This is a genomic window from Actinomycetaceae bacterium MB13-C1-2 (assembly GCA_035621235.1).
GTDB lineage: Bacteria > Actinomycetota > Actinomycetes > Actinomycetales > Actinomycetaceae > Scrofimicrobium.
On record CP141731.1, the window covers coordinates 1,698,529 to 1,713,749 of the forward strand.

The 15,221-nt window shown below is 57.1% G+C and carries 12 protein-coding genes and 1 tRNA gene; 9 read left to right on the forward strand and 4 right to left on the reverse strand.

The genetic code is table 11. The annotated features are described in order from the left end of the window. Positions 1-21: 21 nt before the first annotated feature. From U6G28_07415 to U6G28_07435, 5 genes are all read left to right on the forward strand, one after another. A tRNA-Gly gene (locus U6G28_07415) sits at positions 22-95 on the forward strand. Between the two features lie 293 nt (positions 96-388). Next, a complete protein-coding gene (locus U6G28_07420; protein WRS29356.1) occupies positions 389-1,000 on the forward strand; it encodes an ATP-dependent Clp protease proteolytic subunit in 612 nt (203 codons plus the stop codon). A 12-nt stretch (positions 1,001-1,012) separates the two neighbouring features. Beyond that, the gene (locus U6G28_07425) at positions 1,013-1,699 is read left to right on the forward strand and encodes an ATP-dependent Clp protease proteolytic subunit (GenBank protein ID WRS29357.1); all 687 of its coding nucleotides are present in this window, start codon (positions 1,013-1,015) and stop codon (positions 1,697-1,699) included. Positions 1,700-1,857: 158 nt separating this feature from the next. Continuing rightward, positions 1,858-3,114, forward strand: coding sequence for an ATP-dependent Clp protease ATP-binding subunit ClpX (gene clpX / locus U6G28_07430; GenBank protein ID WRS29358.1), 1,257 nt, complete (start codon positions 1,858-1,860; stop codon positions 3,112-3,114). Positions 3,115-3,191: 77 nt separating this feature from the next. Then, positions 3,192-3,494 carry a chorismate mutase gene (locus U6G28_07435; protein WRS29359.1) on the forward strand — a complete coding sequence of 101 codons (303 nt, stop codon included), beginning with the start codon at positions 3,192-3,194 and terminating at the stop codon, positions 3,492-3,494. On the opposite strand, the gene U6G28_07440 is transcribed toward U6G28_07435, so the two are convergent. The 3 genes from U6G28_07440 to proC form a co-directional block, all read right to left on the reverse strand. Further along, positions 3,491-5,365, reverse strand: coding sequence for an AMP-dependent synthetase/ligase (locus U6G28_07440; GenBank protein ID WRS29360.1), 1,875 nt, complete (start codon positions 5,363-5,365; stop codon positions 3,491-3,493). The two genes, U6G28_07435 and U6G28_07440, sit on opposite strands and share 4 nt — an antisense overlap. Positions 5,366-5,416: 51 nt before the next feature. Next, positions 5,417-8,092 (reverse strand): valine--tRNA ligase, encoded by a 2,676-nt coding sequence (gene valS / locus U6G28_07445; GenBank protein WRS29361.1) that lies wholly within the window; start codon positions 8,090-8,092, stop codon positions 5,417-5,419. Between the two features lie 130 nt (positions 8,093-8,222). Beyond that, positions 8,223-9,032 carry a pyrroline-5-carboxylate reductase gene (gene proC, locus U6G28_07450; GenBank protein ID WRS29362.1) on the reverse strand — a complete coding sequence of 270 codons (810 nt, stop codon included), beginning with the start codon at positions 9,030-9,032 and terminating at the stop codon, positions 8,223-8,225. A gap of 168 nt (positions 9,033-9,200) precedes the next feature. Here proC and U6G28_07455 point away from each other — a divergent pair, with 168 nt between their 5' ends. Continuing rightward, a complete protein-coding gene (locus U6G28_07455; protein WRS29363.1) occupies positions 9,201-9,977 on the forward strand; it encodes a ComEA family DNA-binding protein in 777 nt (258 codons plus the stop codon). A gap of 31 nt (positions 9,978-10,008) precedes the next feature. Here U6G28_07455 and U6G28_07460 read toward each other — a convergent pair whose 3' ends face one another. Continuing rightward, positions 10,009-11,448, reverse strand: coding sequence for an MFS transporter (locus U6G28_07460; protein ID WRS29364.1), 1,440 nt, complete (start codon positions 11,446-11,448; stop codon positions 10,009-10,011). 122 nt (positions 11,449-11,570) lie between these two features. Between U6G28_07460 and U6G28_07465 the strand changes: the two genes are divergently transcribed. The 3 genes from U6G28_07465 (at position 11,571) to U6G28_07475 (ending at position 15,166) form a co-directional block, all read left to right on the forward strand. Continuing rightward, positions 11,571-13,142, forward strand: coding sequence for a ComEC/Rec2 family competence protein (locus tag U6G28_07465; protein ID WRS29365.1), 1,572 nt, complete (start codon positions 11,571-11,573; stop codon positions 13,140-13,142). 130 nt (positions 13,143-13,272) lie between these two features. Further along, positions 13,273-14,241 carry a DNA polymerase III subunit delta gene (locus tag U6G28_07470; GenBank protein ID WRS29366.1) on the forward strand — a complete coding sequence of 323 codons (969 nt, stop codon included), beginning with the start codon at positions 13,273-13,275 and terminating at the stop codon, positions 14,239-14,241. A 316-nt stretch (positions 14,242-14,557) separates the two neighbouring features. Beyond that, on the forward strand, positions 14,558-15,166 hold the full coding sequence (locus U6G28_07475) for an SIS domain-containing protein (protein WRS29367.1): 609 nt from the start codon (positions 14,558-14,560) through the stop codon (positions 15,164-15,166). The last annotated feature ends 55 nt before the right edge of the window (positions 15,167-15,221 follow it).

The following is a 15,221-nucleotide window of genomic DNA, read 5'->3' on the forward strand; positions in this document are numbered from 1 at the left end:
TCGTCTCCAAACGGAGCTACTGCGGATGTAGCTCAATGGTAGAGCCTCTGCCTTCCAAGCAGATGGTGCGGGTTCGATTCCCGTCATCCGCTCCAAGTACCTGAGGCCACCCAGAGGGTGGGTGTGCAGTTGTTCAGTGTGACAGTAATCCAATGGGGGAACCGCCGGCCGCGGCTGCGGTAGGGATCCCATCATCTGTTCCAGGTAACTGTGGCCCCACCCTGGGTTGTCCCGTTGCCGCGGGCGAGTGCATGCCTATGCGCCTTCGGCGAAATGATCATCTGAGACGGGCATCCAGCACCCGGTTTGGGCTAGTTTGATTGCAGATACCTTCTCCGAGTATTAAGCGATACCGGACAAGGCCGTATTGGAAGGAGTCCCGATTCCCATGGATTCACAAATGCGTGCAGCGCAGGGCGAGATCGTTGGTCTGGCCGACAACGTCTACAAGCAACTAATGAAGGAACGCATCATCTGGCTTGGTGGGGAGGTACGCGATGACAGCGCCAATGCTGTCTGCGCACAGTTGCTGCTGCTCGCGGCCGAAAGCCCCGACGAGGACATTTATCTCTACATCAACAGTCCCGGCGGTTCGGTAACTGCTGGAATGGCCATCTACGACACCATGCAGTACGTGAAGCCCGACGTGGCCACCGTCGGTATGGGCCTTGCGGCTTCGATGGGTCAGTTCCTGCTGACTGCTGGGACGCCCGGCAAACGTTTTATTACGCCCCATACTCGTGTCCTCATGCATCAACCTCTGGGCGGAGCCGGAGGTTCCGCAACCGACATCCGCATCAACGCCGACCTCATCCTCCAGATGAAGAAGGAACTCGCGGAGATTATTGCGGAGAACACGGGCAAATCAGTTGAACAGATTGAGCGAGATTCGGATCGCGACAAGTGGTTCAATGCGCAAGAGGCGCTCGACTATGGATTCGTGGATCATATCGTCACGCAGCCGCAGCTCATCGGACGCAAGAACGACTCGGCGGAGTAGGGAGGAAACAAAGTGACTTCATCAACCCCGTATTTTGAGGGACTGGCACGTCAGCTCCCAGCTGCTGCTGCACAGGGACTGGCTGCGGGCCTACCTGAGAACCGCTATGTCTTCCCGACGTTCGAGGAGCGGACTGCTTACGGTTACAAGCGTCAGGATCCCTACGCCAAGCTCTTTGAAGATCGTATTGTCTTCCTGGGCGTCCAGGTCGATGATGCTTCGGCGGACGACGTAATGGCCCAGCTTCTTGTCCTTGAGTCGATGGATACCGACTCACTTATAACCATGTACATCAACAGTCCGGGCGGTTCATTCACTGCCATGACTGCCATTTACGACACCATGCAGTACGTCCGGCCACACATCCAGACGGTCTGCCTGGGACAGGCCGCTTCGGCAGCAGCCGTGATTCTCGCCGGCGGTCAAAAGGGCAAGAGAATGGCACTACCCAACGCACGAATTCTGATTCATCAGCCAGCGATGGAGGGTATTCAGGGGCAGGCTTCCGATATCCAGATTGTTGCTGACGAGATTGATCGGATGCGTGAATGGATGGAACAGACCATTTCGGAGCGCTCGGGTCAGTCTGTCGAACAGGTTCGAAAAGACGTGGAACGTGACAAGATTCTGACGGCCGAGCAGGCGAAAGAGTATGGACTGATTGACCACGTCCTCACCTCTAGAAAACTTGCTGACTAGAGATCCTAAGGACAGAGGTTCTATCCGCCTGTCCTAATGCGTTTACCACGGGTAGTGCCATAGGCTGGCACTACCCGTGGCCGTTTTGGGTGAAAGTGAACCAGACTGGGCGCGGTGGTCGGTGGGAACTCGGGGTTGACCCGTGAGGAAGTGATCGGATGGCTGATCTGCAAGAGGGAGCAGGCCTGCTGAAGTGCGCCTTCTGCTCCAAGTCACAACGACAGGTTCGCCGCCTAATTGGTGGTTCCGGGGTCTATATCTGCAACGAGTGCGTTGAACTCTGCAACGACATAGTGCAAGAGGAGTTGCAGGATGACACGCCACCTCGTCAGCTATCGCTCCCCAAACCGAAAGAAATCAACGCGTTCCTTGATACCTGGGTAGTGGGTCAAAACGCCGCGAAGAAGGCTCTCTCAGTTGCGGTGTACAACCATTACAAGCGTGTCCGATCAAAGCAGTCGGGGGCGCCCGAAGACCTTGCTGCAACCAAGTCGAACATACTTCTGCTCGGGCCCACCGGAACAGGGAAAACTCACCTGGCTCGCTCTCTTGCAAGTTTGTTGGATGTGCCCTTCTGCATTGTTGACGCCACTGCACTGACGGAGGCGGGCTACGTTGGTGAAGACGTAGAGAATATCCTCCTGAAGCTGATCCAAGCCGCCGACGGCGACATCAAGAAGGCCGAGCAGGGGATCATCTATGTGGACGAAATCGACAAGATCGGCCGGAAGGGCGAGAACGCTTCGATAACCAGGGATGTCTCGGGTGAGGGTGTCCAACAGGCCCTCTTGAAGATCATCGAAGGAACCAAAGCCTCAGTTCCCCCGCAAGGGGGACGTAAGCATCCACACCAGCAGTTCCTGGAGATTGACACTCAGGGGATCTTGTTCATTGCGGCCGGAGCATTCTCGGGAATTGATGAGATCGTCCGGTCCCGGCTCGGGAGAAGGGCCACTGGCTTTGGCTCTGAACTACGTCCTGCGGCCGAGGTCGGAGACTACTACTCTCTGATTACCGCTGAGGACCTCCACAAATATGGGATGATTCCAGAGTTTATCGGGCGTCTGCCCGTCCTTACCTCGACCACCGCACTGTCGGAGAACGACCTGGTGCGAATCCTTACAGAGCCAACGAACTCCCTGGTCAGCCAATATCAGCACCTGTTTGAACTGGACGATGTCGAACTGGAGTTCACCTCAGACGCGCTGGGTGCCATAGCAGCCAAGGCAATGGAACGTGAGTCCGGAGCCCGCGGACTTGCGTCGATCATGGAAAAGACACTGGCTGACCTAATGTTTGAGATCCCGTCCCGAGACGATGTCGCGCGTGTACGTGTCACCAAAGAGTCCGTCGTTGAGGGAGAGGATGCTGAGATCTTCGAGATCGATGGGCAGCAGGTCAAGCGCGCCTCGTAGGGTAGTACCCAGAGTCCCGCTCAGCGGCAAGTTAGGCGTGAGGCTGTGGCTGGAACGTTTGGTACGAGGGGAGTGTCATGAGCGAGATACCGTCCGAATTGGCGGAAGAGCGCCAGACAATCGACAACATTGATGCCGCGCTGATCCATATTCTTGCGGAGAGGTTTCGGTGTACTCAGCGGGTCGGGCACATAAAGGCGCGGGAAGGACTGCCGCCGGCTGATCCAGAGCGCGAGCAAAGGCAGGTCCAACGCCTTCGCGAACTCGCCGAGCAGTCGGGCCTAGACCCCGATTTTGCCGAAACCTTCCTAACCTTCATGGTCAACGAGGTGATTCGTCACCATGAGGTGATTAAGCATCAGTACGAGCAGGGAGACTAGTCCTGCTCCACTGGACCGCCGTACAGAGCATCGATATCGCCGGCGTGCTTCTTTAGCACAGAGCTTCTCTTGACTTTCATCGATGGCGTCATCATGCCGTTTGCTTCGGTGAAGGCAGTCGATAGTACCTCGAACTTGCGAATTGATTCAGCCCGGGAGACCCCCTCATTCGCGCGCTCTATTGCCTGCGCCAGGGAAGCCCTGACCTCCGGATTACGGGCCGCCTCGGCGACAGTCATTGATGGTAAGCCCTTGTTCTTAAGCCAGACCTGCATCATCTCGTCGTCCAAAGTGATCAGTGCGCCAATGAAGGGGCGCTTGTCACCGACGACTACAACCTCGCCAATAAGTGGGTGTCCACGGAGCGAGTCCTCAAGCGTCGACGGGATAACGTTCTTTCCTCCCGCGGTGACAATGACTTCCTTCATACGTCCTGTGATCCGAACGTAGCCATCTTTGTCGATTGATCCGAGGTCCCCGGTGCGGAACCAGCCATCCTCGTCAAACGCTGCTTCGGTCAGGTCCGGCCGGTCGTGGTAGCCGACGAAAATGGAGGGACCTTTTGCGAGTACTTCGCCCTCGTCTGAGATCTTCACCCTCATCGGAGCAATCGGAGGTCCAACCGTCCCGATTTTCGTCAGGTGCGGAGTGTTGACCGAGATTGGGCCGGTGGTCTCGGTGAGCCCGTATCCCTCCATTACGGGCAGACCGATTCCGCGGTAGAAGTGTGCCAAGTGAGTTGATAGGGGGGCGCCGCCGCAGATAATGATTTCGACATTGCCGCCGACAAGACCCGTGATTTTCGAGTAGACCAGAGCCTCAAACAGTTTTCTTTGGATGCTTAGCGTTCGCGATGGCCCCTCGGGAGTATCTAGGGACTTTGAGTATTCGACCGCCGTGTTGGCAGCAGCGCGGAACAACCGGTTCTTTGCCCCGCTTCCGGTTTGAGCATCTGCTGAGTTGTAGATCTTCTCGAGCACCCGAGGAACCACCAGTAGGAATGTCGGCTTGAATGTTCCCAGGTCTGGAAGCAGGTCCTTTAGGTCGGAGGTGTGACCGATGACGCCATCTCCAGTTACTACATACACCTGCAGGAAACGGGCCAGAATGTGTGCCAGTGGGAGGAAGAGCAGCATCCGAGACTTGGGGTGGCAAGCCTCGGGCATCCAGATGTGAGAGTTCGCGTTAATGTCAGCGAAGTTTCCGTGAGTAATTTCTGTGCCCTTGGGAGTACCGGTGGTTCCAGATGTATAGACGATGGTGGCTATCGAGTCGAGGGTTAGCTGGGTGATCCGCGCGTCAACCTCCTTGACGGGAACCGAGGCTCCCGCGCTCTCAAGAGTGTCCATCGCACCCTGGTCAAGCGAAAGAACGGTTACATCCAGGCCGGCGCTTTCAGCCGCTGCGGCGACGAGGTTTGCCATGACAACGGATTCGGCGATTACAAAATGAATGTCGGCATCCTTGAGCATGAACTCGATCTGTGCCCTGGAGGAGGTCTCATAGATTGGAATGGGGACCAGTCCTGCACTCCAGCACGCGAAATCAAGCACCATCCAGTCGTACCTAGTACGAGACATGATCGCGATTCGATCGCCCATGCCAAGTCCAGAGCCGATCAAGCCCTGAGCGATCTTGGTGACGTAGTCATAGAACTGGCCCGCAGTGACCGTACGCCAAGTACCAGTCATCGGCTCCTTGACCTCGGCGAGCGCCCTCCGCGGCCCTCTCTGGACTCGTTGCAACAGTTGGTTTGGAATCGTGTCGTGGTCGTCAACTCTGGCGAGGACAGGAGCGCTCCACTCAAGCGCCTCTGTTACTACCGGTGTTTCCTCGCCTGTCTCATCTGCCTTTTCTTCTGCCTCGGACATCAGATTCCCGTTTCCTTCGGTTGGTGGTGTTGGTGGGGTATGGGGCGACTATTACTTCCGCGGCGGGGCCTGGCCCAACTCAAACGAGTCGATCACGACCTCTCCCTCGGGTACGTCAGCGATCTTGAGGATCCATTCGCCGGTTACCTTGGCGGCCGCCTTAAGATCGGTCTCGACCTTCGAAAGCTCCCCAACGACGGACTCATCGGCTATGACAGTCACCGAAAGGTAGGGGGTACGAGGGGAGACTTTGGCCTCGGACTTCACCCTGCGTAGCTGAATCAGTGCGGCCGAGGTGCTTTCAAGAAGCTCTGGGTCGGAAGCAGTTGAGGTTCTCCGATATGGTTCCGCTGTCGGCCATGGCGCGATGTGGACGGAACCCTCGCGATACCAGGACCAGACCTCTTCGGCAGTGAATGCCAGGAACGGTGCTAGGAGGCGAACCATCGCATCTATTGCTAAGGCCAGGGTCGAACGGGCCGACTGGGCCTCTTCTTCGCTCCACGCGCCTTCGGCGTTGTATGCACGTTCCTTGACCAACTCTATGTAGTCATCGCAGAAGGTCCAGAAGAAGGTTTCGGTCACCTCAAGTGCGGTGGAGTGCTCATAGTTCTCGAATGCCAAGGTTGCGCGCTCGATGACATCGGCGAGTGTCGCCAGGGTGGAGGCATCCACCGGAACAGTCACCAGGGACGGGTCAAGCCGCAGTTCGTCGCCTTGCCCGCCCGCCATCGACAGGGCGAACTTCGAAGCATTGAGCAGCTTGATCGCCAGGCGTCGGCCGATCTTGATTTGGCCCACGTCGAACGCGGGGTCAGCGCCTAGTCGGGCGGAATCGGCCCAGTAACGAACCGCATCCGAACCGTACTCGTCGAGGATCGCCTTGGGCGTGATGACATTGCCCTTGGACTTCGACATCTTCTTGTGGTCAGAATCGAGAATCCATCCGGAGATCGCGGCGTTCTTCCACGGTAGAGAATCAAACTCTAGGTTCGAACGCAAAACCGTGCTGAACAGCCAAGTTCGGAGGATATCCTGGCCCTGGGCGCGAAGATCCATGGGGAATAGCTTGCTGTACAGTTCCTCATCCCTCAGCCAGCCGGTGGGAATTTGGGGGGTCAGTGACGAGGTCGCCCAGGTGTCCATGATGTCAACTTCGCCGTGGAAGCCGCCAGCGACGTCTCGTTGGTTCTCGGAGTATCCCGGAGGACAATCGGACGAGGGATCGATAGGAAGCTGTTCAAAGTTCGGAACCAAGACTGCGTCGTAGTTGACTTCACCCGACTCGTCGATCTGATACCAAACGGGGAGAGGAACACCAAAAAAGCGCTGCCTGGAGACGAGCCAGTCGGAGTTCAGTCCCTTGACCCAGTTGTCGTAACGCACGCGCATAAAGTCTGGATGGAAGTTCAGTTCGACGCCGCGCTCAATCATCTCGTCGCGCAGGTCGACGGTCGATCCAGTTCGAGTGAAGGCGCGGCCACCGTTTCGGATGTACCACTGCCGGGAGGTGACAATTTCAAGGGGTTTCTCCCCGCGCTCGTAGAAGCTTGTCATACGCTGGGTGGGCTTCGGATCGCCGGGGCACTCGCCGGTGGCGGACAGGACCTCGACGATTTCCTTACGGGCAGAGAACGTGGTCTTGCCCAGGATCTTCTCAAAGAGTTCGCGGCCCTTGGGATCGGTTATCCACTCGGGAACCTCACGAGTCACGCGCCCGTCTCGGTCCAAGATGGTACGCAGTGGTAGATCGAGTTCGCGCCACCACTGAATGTCGGTCTGGTCGCCGAAGGTGCAGCACATGGCAATTCCTGCACCCTTATCCATCTCAGCCATCGGATGTGAGAGCACGGGAACCGCAACGCCGAACCCGGGGGTTATGACCGTGGTGCCAAACAGGTGTTGATAGCGCTCATCCTCGGGATGAGCGATCAGCGCGACACACGCCCCAAGTAGCTCGGGTCGTGTGGTCTCTATTGCTACGTCGCTTCCGTCGCTGTGAAAGTTCAGGGTGTAGTAGTTTCCCGGATACTCGCGTGCCTCGACCTCGGCCTGAGCAACGGCGGTCTGGAACGTGACGTCCCAAAGGCCGGGAGCCTCGGCCATGTACGCCTCACCGCGTTCTAGGTTCTTAAGGAAGCCAGCCTGGGCGACCAGGCGCGCGTCGTTACCAATAGTCTGGTAGGTGGTTGACCAGTCAACCGACAGACCAAGATATCGCCAAAGATCCTCAAACTGTGCCTCGTCCCGCTGACTGAGTTGCATACACAGCTCGATGAAATTCTGGCGCGAAACGGAAACCTGGTCAGAGACTTTGGACGACTTGCCTTCACCGCCTTCATAGGGCGGCTTGAAGTCGGCATCATAGGGTAGAGATGGGTCGCAGCGAACCCCGTAGTAGTTCTGAACGCGCCGCTCAGTGGGAAGCCCGTTGTCGTCCCACCCCATCGGGTAGAAGACGTCCTTACCGGTCATTCGCTGGTAGCGAGCCACGGTATCAGTGTGGGTGTAGCTGAAGCAGTGGCCGACGTGAAGCGAGCCGGAAACCGTGGGAGGAGGCGTGTCGATCGAGTAGATGTTCTCGCGCTCGGCACCGCGATCAAAGCGATAGATTCCGGATTCTTCCCACTTTTGGTCCCACTTGGCTTCGAGGCCGTCAGTGGATACTCGGTCCGGCACCGACGGAGAGGGAAGCACTGTTGGAATTACCGGTTCGCGGGATGTCATCGGGCGTCCTTAGTAGGTCTGTAAAAGTCGTCTGGTCGGTGCGCCTGTGGGCACACCATAGCCAACGCTACTCACCTGAAACGACGGTAACAACTGGAGGGCCGGGTACTTGGTCTCTAGTGCGAGGTATCTAACCGGCCAACTCCCGATCTCGCACCACTGCAGCATCGACCGCAGCGTCCAGGGCCGCAGAGAGTCCAGCTTCTTCGGCCGCGAGCATACCCGCGATTGTGGTTCCTCCGGGTGAGCACACCTGGTCAACCAGGGCCTCAGCATGCCCCCCGTCCTCGAGTGTCTTTAGGAGCATTGCTGCAGATCCCTCCATCGCGGACACCGCAGCCTTTATTGCCTGAGCTTTGGTCAGTCCCTGCCGTACCCCTGCTAGTGCCATAGAGTTCGCAATTCTGAAGTACCAGGCTGGGGAGCATCCCGCCATCGCGGTAAACGCTGGGAATAGCTTTTCGGGAATCTCCTGCGTTGTGCCAACGGAATCAAACAGACTTCGGGCGCTGTCCAGTTGGGGCTCGCTCACTTTCCCGTTGTCGCACACCGCCGTAGTTGCTTTACCGATCATGGCGTTCACGTTGGGCATCACACGGACGAGGGGAACGGAGCTATGGCCACCTTGCGCAAAGTCGCCATCAATATCATCGGTCGAACGGCCGGCGGCAATCGAGACATAGCAGGCGCTGCCCGGCTCTAGCTCTCTGATCACCTGGGCCTGAACCTGTGGTTTGACCGCCAGTATCACTAGCTCGGCTTCTGCCACGGCATCATTTGCGCTACGGGCGACGGTACCCGCTACGGCTTTTGCCGCGTCTCTCGCTGACTGCTCGTGGGGGTCGAAGAAAACAAAGGACCAGCGATCAGGATCGGAGTCGTGAGCACCCCTGGATATGGCGCGGCCCATTGCCCCTGCGCCGATGACGGCTACCTTCATGTCTTCTCCAACCGACGTCGTGGGTTAACCTCGAACTCGTTCAGTTTAGGTCGGCTGTCCGACATCTCGCAGAACCTTCTGTCTGTCAACATGATTCAACTTGGGCTTTTTCCACAGGTGGTCCGCTCGGGAGCGGCAAGAGACAGAAAAAGCTAGGACCATTGCTGGATGGACGATCGTGACTCCCACTGGCTTCCTTCACGCCGAGATCTTCATGGGCTCCAACCCCTACGCGGGAAAGCGCCCAAAGAGTCTGTGAGAGTCGGGTTGAGTTCCACGGCGGCGATGGTCTTAGTCGGCCTCATCGTCGTGCTTGGAACCGTCGGAATCCTACGGGTAGTACTCCCGGCCGGGACTGCCAGCTCATCGTTCTACCAGGCAGAACACAGTGAGCAAGCGAATGGCCCATTGAGCATTATTGAGACAGACCAAAGCGCCCGAGGTGAAGAATCCTCTCTTGGTCGGGACGGATCTGCTTCGGAAGCAGGAAATGATTCTGAACCGCTTATTGTATTCGTAACGGGTGCAGTCAAGCGTTCGGGAGTGGTGAGTGTACCTGCAGGTTCGCGCTTAGAAGCGGCCATTTTGGAAGCCGGGGGACTAACGGAGCAGGCAGACCTAGTTTCGGTCAATCTCGCGCGTCTGGTCGAAGACGGCGAACACATCCACGTGCTGGCCGAGGGCGAGCAACAAGCATCTGCATCTACGGCGGGCGGCGCCCGGGACGACGATCCTCTAGCCCAGGTCGGCGAATGCGTCGATCTGAGCTCTGCGAATCAATCTCAACTGGAGACACTCGACGGTGTGGGGCCGAAGATCGCGCAACGCATAGTGCAGTGGCGAGAGACCAACGAAGGATTCGCCGCAAACGAAGAACTCTTGGCTGTATCTGGAATCGGAGCGAAGCTCTATGCAAGGATCCTGGTGGGTTTATGTGAAAGGTGACGGTGATGCGCCGATCAAATCCGATAGCTCATTACTCCGCAGATTTTGTGGCCGAGCCGATCGGAACCAAAGCGAGTGCGGTAGCCGCAACTAGGAACAGAATCACGCAGAAGCCCCACACAGTCATGTATCCGCCGATCCCCGTCATTCCCGCGTCATCATGAAAGTTTGCCAGGATCTTCTTGACTATCGCTCCACCGAGAGCGCCTCCCACGGCTGAGAATGCCGCATATAGGCCGTTGGCTATTCCCGTCTTGCCAGCGGGAGCTGCCCGCGAAATTAGCACGGGAATGATTCCAGAGAGGACGCCTGCCGCAAAGCCACTTAGAACTCCTGAGACCCAAAAACTCGCGAGATAGTGCGGCGCAAGTATCATCACCAGTTGTCCTAGCGCGCCGAGCAGTGAGGCCCCAATCAAGGTCGTTTTCATTCCTATTTTTGCGGCGATGAATGACGAGGAGAAGGCGCCGATCATCGCGAAGATTAGTAGCGCAGCGATCAACAGGGAAATGGTCTGCGTCGATGAGGAGAAGCCGTATCCGAACTCCCCGGGATCGGTGCTCATATATGCGGCCATATTGGGCGGTGCATCAGTAGACAGAACGCCGATTACGAACGCTGTTAGGTAGAGCGGACCCATTGATCGAGATACGACGAGGTTTATTTCGACCGCCGGATTCTCAACACGTTGCTCCCAGAGAATCCAGCCGACCAGCACGACCCCGGTGATGAACAGCAGAAGTAGCGACAGGTTCAGATGCTTGTATCCCATGTGACCAACGCTGTAGATAACAGCTACCATCACCAGGCCGAGGCCCGTGAAACCGATCCAATCAACCTTGCCGGAGCCGGGCGTGGAGTCCTCCGGAAGCTTGAAGAAGACGCTGTACGCTCCGATTAAGACGACCAAAGACGGGACCAGCAGAGTAATGACTAGGTTTGATGAGAGTGCGAAGGTCAAGCCGGATGCAACGGTTCCAATGACTATGCCCCCGGTAAGCGCGCCGGTCATGATCGTTATCGCACGGGCTGAGCTCTTTTGTGACATGCGGATATAGACGATGGCTATCGCCAGTGGTAGCCACACCCCGATCGGCCCCTGCAAGACTCTCCCCAAGAGGATTGCCGGGAACGAGGGAACCAGAGCAATAATCAGGGTCCCTACAAAAACGGATATCACTGCGACGCGAAGAATCCTCCTCGACCCGATCAGGTCTCCGAGTCGGGACAGGAGCGGTACCAGAACCACTGCCGCCATTGCCTGGGAAGTTTGAAACCAGTTCATTGCCTCCACGGAGACGCCCACGTATCGAGAGAGGTCTGGTAACAGAGGAGTATAGAAACCCTGAACGAACCCGCTCGCCACTTGGAGGACGATCAACCACGTCAGCAGCGAGCCGCCGCTCTTCAGTGTCGTGTCTGATTGGTGGGTGACGTCTCGGGAGGGATTCTTCGATGCCTTTACGCTCATACGTCGATGCTATTTGTCTATGACCCACAGTGAGAGGTGAACAAGGTTGCAATCTGGATGTTTTCCACCAATCGCGTCGGACCAGGTAGCATCGACACTCCCTGTGCCTCACAGTTTCCCGCATGAGCGACGACCAGAAACTGAGACCTACTCCGAAAGGGGTGGATCTCCGCGTCGTTGTCGTCGCCTGCAGTGCGTGGCTTGGAACTCTGCTTGGCCTCAGACTAGGTCCTATTGAAAGTCCGGTTTTGGGATCCCGAGTCTCGGTAATGTTTGCAATAGCGACCGTTGTCGCCTTCGTCATTTCTAAAGGAATCCTTGGTCTAGACGTTGCTTTGCTGATCGGGGCGTCTGTCGTAGCGGCCTGGATATCGGTCTTGGTGGCCGGGAGCACGGCGTCCATGTTTGAGGGCGATCCGATTCAAAATGTCGCGGCAGAACAGGCATATGTGCGTGCTCTGGTAGTCGTTATCGGTCAGCCTGGACCTGCAAGTTCGTCGTGGTCGACAGACACGCTGGTAGTTGAGTTACGGACTCGGGCTGTCTGCACTTCAAATGTGGAGGACGGGTCAACCGAGTGTGGTGTTCCCAGCTCGGTCAGGCTCTGGGGCGAGGTTTCGGGTGGAGCCAGCCTTGTCGATGCCCTGATCCCGGGGTCTACGCTTCTTGTTGGGGGGATTTCCTCGAAGGAGGACTGGCTGTCTCCACCTATCGCGGCCAGATTCAAAGTTACTAGCTACTCTGTCGTGGAGGGCGCTCCCAGATCTCAGCTATGGGCAGCTTCGCTACGCCGGTCGATGCGAGAGGCCACGACCGCCACGGGAGTGGCCGGTCCGTTGATCAGTGGAATGGCAATCGGTGACGATGCCCTGATGTCCGCAGAGCTAAGGGAATCGATGCTGATCTCGTCGCTGACTCATCTCACCGCGGTGTCGGGAAGTCACATCGCAATCTCTTTAGCCCTCGTGAGCAGAATTCTCCGGGGAAGACGCAGACTCCAGGCGACCGCAGTGTGCAGCTTTCTTGTCCTTGTCATCATTGTCGTCGGCCCTGAACCAAGCGTTGTCCGCTCGGTATCAATGAGTGGCCTCGCGGTCTGGGGAACGGTTAGACGAAGACCTTCTCAACCGCTCGGTTTACTGGCGGTAGTCGCTCTTGCCTCTGTCCTCATTGATCCTTGGCTAGCAATATCTATTGGCTTTGCGCTCTCGGTCTCGGCGACTGCCGCGATCATTGTTGTTGCTGGACCACTGGAGCGTGCTCTTGTTCAGTCTTTGCCAGAGGAGGGCGTGACAAACAAGATGGGTTCCCTGGTCGCAGGCACCGTATCTGTTGCAGTGAGTGCATCATCGGCTACGGTGCCGATCCTCGCACTGCTCAACCCCTGGCTCCCGCTCTGGGGAATCGTAGCGAATCTGTTGGTGGCGCCGGTCGTTGCTCCTCTGACTCTACTTGGGCTTGGTGCCGCGCTCGCGTCTCTTTTCGCGCCGAATCTGGCGGGATTCTTGGTGAAATGTGCTGAGCCGTTTGCCGACTGGTTGGTGATCGTGGCCACTAGGACTGCCACCTTGCCGCTAGCGAAGTTGCCATGGCCTCAAGGAATAGGAGGGCTGTTTCTGTCGGTGGCTGTAACGATCGTGGCCTGGGGCGCGGTCATCGCCCTCTATCGCCGCCTCACCAACCGAACGGCATAGACAGAGGTTCGTGCAAAGGTGAGAGTGATTCACTGGTTGAGGATTGGGGTCTCTCGCTAGACGAAGTCCAATCTGTCGGGAGTCTGGTCGATAATGGAGAGGCCCCACGGCCGCCTCCGAAGGAGATCAAATGGCATCCCGCGAGATACCCGCCCCGGCTCCAGTCCAACTGGTAAGCGGGAAGGAACAGGAGCTAGCTGACCGCGCGGTACGGTCGATCCTTAAGGAGATCACAGCGTTCGCTCCTGAGGCTGAAGTGGGTGAGGCAAGCGCCGAAAAGTTTCAGAAGGGGGACCTAGCGGAGCTCCTGACTACCTCTTTGTTCGCAGAATCACAGATCCTGGTCATAACTGATGCAGACAAGCCTTCGGATGCGTTCGTTGACGAGATTACCGCCTACATCAAGGACCCCCTACAAGACGCATGGGTGGTAATTCGCCACGGTGGGGGCACCCGGGGGACCGGGGTGACCAACGCCATTAAGAAAGCTGGATTTCCAGTGCTTAAGTGCGAACTCGAGAAGGGGCAACGAGGTATCCAGCAAAAGCTAGACCTGGTCCGGGAAGACGTCCGCTTGGCTGGTGGAGCGATTGATCCACCGGCCGCTGAGGATCTGGTCAATGCGCTAGGGGACAGTCTGGGTGAGTTACTTGCAGTCGCTAGACAACTGAGCGATGACTCGGGTGGACACATTACCAAGGACACCGTACACGCCTACTTTCGGGGACGCGTAGAAACAGGTCCGTACGAGGCGGCTAACGCCCTGGTCGAGGGTGAGGGGGCAACTGCGTTGTTGCTTGCTCGAAGGGCCACGGCAACAGGAGTTCCGCCGGTCGTGTTAGTCGCTGTGCTTGCACAGACCTTTAGAGCAGTCGCCAAAGTGGGGGTTCCAGGCGTTTCCTCGTCAGATCTGGGGATGGCTCCCTGGCAGGCCGATAGGGCACGCAAGCAATCACGCAAGTGGACTGACGAGGCACTTGGCTATGCGATCACTCGCATTGCCGAGGCCGACTCGGCAGTAAAGGGACTCTCAAAGGATCCAGAGGCCTCCATCGAACTGTGCATTATGGACATAAATCGCGCTTATCAGTCCCTGTAGTCCATTCACCTAATGTACTTTCTGCGCTAGCGCACGTAATTTCCTTCCGTTGCCGAAGGACCGGGTGGACCAAACGTTTCCAAATAGTGCCGACTAGAACCGATCTCTGGATAATCGATTACTCTAATAAACAGTTCAGTTCTTCGTTCTGAGATCAAATCGCAACCGAACATTTCTTCTGTAGATTGCAGATATAGTCATTGACCCCAACATTCAGGCGAAAACGCCCTGAACCCCTCCTGGACTTGACTCCAAGTGCAAATCGGAAATATTGTAGAAATCGATTTCTCAGACAGAGTGGTTGAGGGGATAGGTAATGAACAGGAGTAGTCGCTTAGACGAGGCGGTTGTAGCATCGACCAAGGCTATTGAAGATGAAATAGTCGCGCTCTCGTCGGCAACGCAGGGAATCGATGATGAGCTGGCCGCCGCGCTGACAGTCCTTAGCGGGACTACGGGCAAAATTGTCGTCTCCGGCATTGGAAAGCCGGGGCACATAGGCAAAAAGATTGCAGCCACACTCGCCTCAACCGGATCGCCTGCGTTCTTTATTCATTCGACTGAAGCCTTACATGGCGATTCGGGCATGGTGAGACCGGGAGACACCGCGTTGCTGATGTCAAACTCCGGAACCACCGCCGAAGTCTGTGCATTTGCGGCAATGCTAAAGGAATGGGGTATTCCCATCGTCGCTATGACAAGAAGCGCTCAATCGCCTTTAGGGCAGCTAGCGGATGCGACCATAGAACTCAGGATTCCGCGAGAGGCGGACCCGCTGGGTCTCGCGCCTACCAGTTCTACCACGCTCAAGCTCGTGCTCGGAGACGCGCTTGCTATTGGCCTAATGTCGCTCAGCGGTTTCACGGCCGAGGATTTCGCAAAACACCACCCGGGCGGCGCACTGGGCGTACAACTGAAGGGTTGAACGATGCACAGCGAATCCGAACGAAATATTTACCATCGACGATCAGAACTTGAGG

What these genes read in the sequence shown, in the direction of transcription:
- U6G28_07420 (WRS29356.1), top strand. Translation starts at nt 389, where the DNA reads ATGGATTCACAAATGCGTGCAGCGCAGGGCGAGATCGTTGGTCTGGCC.
- clpX (WRS29358.1), top strand. Translation starts at nt 1,858, where the DNA reads ATGGCTGATCTGCAAGAGGGAGCAGGCCTGCTGAAGTGCGCCTTCTGC.
- U6G28_07435 (WRS29359.1), top strand. Translation starts at nt 3,192, where the DNA reads ATGAGCGAGATACCGTCCGAATTGGCGGAAGAGCGCCAGACAATCGAC.
- U6G28_07440 (WRS29360.1), bottom strand. Translation starts at nt 5,365, where the DNA reads ATGTCCGAGGCAGAAGAAAAGGCAGATGAGACAGGCGAGGAAACACCG.
- valS (WRS29361.1), bottom strand. Translation starts at nt 8,092, where the DNA reads ATGACATCCCGCGAACCGGTAATTCCAACAGTGCTTCCCTCTCCGTCG.
- proC (WRS29362.1), bottom strand. Translation starts at nt 9,032, where the DNA reads ATGAAGGTAGCCGTCATCGGCGCAGGGGCAATGGGCCGCGCCATATCC.
- U6G28_07455 (WRS29363.1), top strand. Translation starts at nt 9,201, where the DNA reads ATGGACGATCGTGACTCCCACTGGCTTCCTTCACGCCGAGATCTTCAT.
- U6G28_07460 (WRS29364.1), bottom strand. Translation starts at nt 11,448, where the DNA reads ATGAGCGTAAAGGCATCGAAGAATCCCTCCCGAGACGTCACCCACCAA.
- U6G28_07465 (WRS29365.1), top strand. Translation starts at nt 11,571, where the DNA reads ATGAGCGACGACCAGAAACTGAGACCTACTCCGAAAGGGGTGGATCTC.
- U6G28_07470 (WRS29366.1), top strand. Translation starts at nt 13,273, where the DNA reads ATGGCATCCCGCGAGATACCCGCCCCGGCTCCAGTCCAACTGGTAAGC.
- U6G28_07475 (WRS29367.1), top strand. Translation starts at nt 14,558, where the DNA reads ATGAACAGGAGTAGTCGCTTAGACGAGGCGGTTGTAGCATCGACCAAG.